This is a genomic window from Vibrio sp. 10N.222.49.C9 (genome assembly GCF_041474985.1).
Classification (GTDB): domain Bacteria; phylum Pseudomonadota; class Gammaproteobacteria; order Enterobacterales; family Vibrionaceae; genus Vibrio; species Vibrio crassostreae_C.
In genome coordinates, this window is the sequence record NZ_JBFRVD010001437.1 from 1 (window position 1) to 327 (window position 327).

The following is a 327-nucleotide window of genomic DNA, read 5'->3' on the forward strand; positions in this document are numbered from 1 at the left end:
AGTTCGATTAGGAATAGCGCCAAGCAAGCGATGCAGTGTACTGGCCGAGGTTGGGATCCTTTCCTTTATTTCAGGTGCAACGGGTAGCGAGTCTATGGCTTGACCAATGGACTCAGTAAGACGAGCGGCAGCCTTGCCCGTAGGCGCCGCTAGCTTTATCGTGATCTCAGAGTCACTGGATGACACTAAGGCCGCTAGCAGCTTAGAAACCGTCGTCGTTTTCCCTGTACCTGGGCCCCCAGAGATGACGCAAAATCGCCGAGTTAAGGCCGTCGCTGCCGCTACTTTCTGATGGTTCAAGCAGGCACTCAAGGGGATATACTCCTT

Annotated in this window: 1 protein-coding gene; it reads right to left on the reverse strand. The window is 53.8% G+C overall.

The window, feature by feature from the left end:
- The coding region (locus tag AB4585_RS28645; protein WP_372172171.1) for an AAA family ATPase at positions 1-327 on the reverse strand (327 nt) is incomplete at both ends.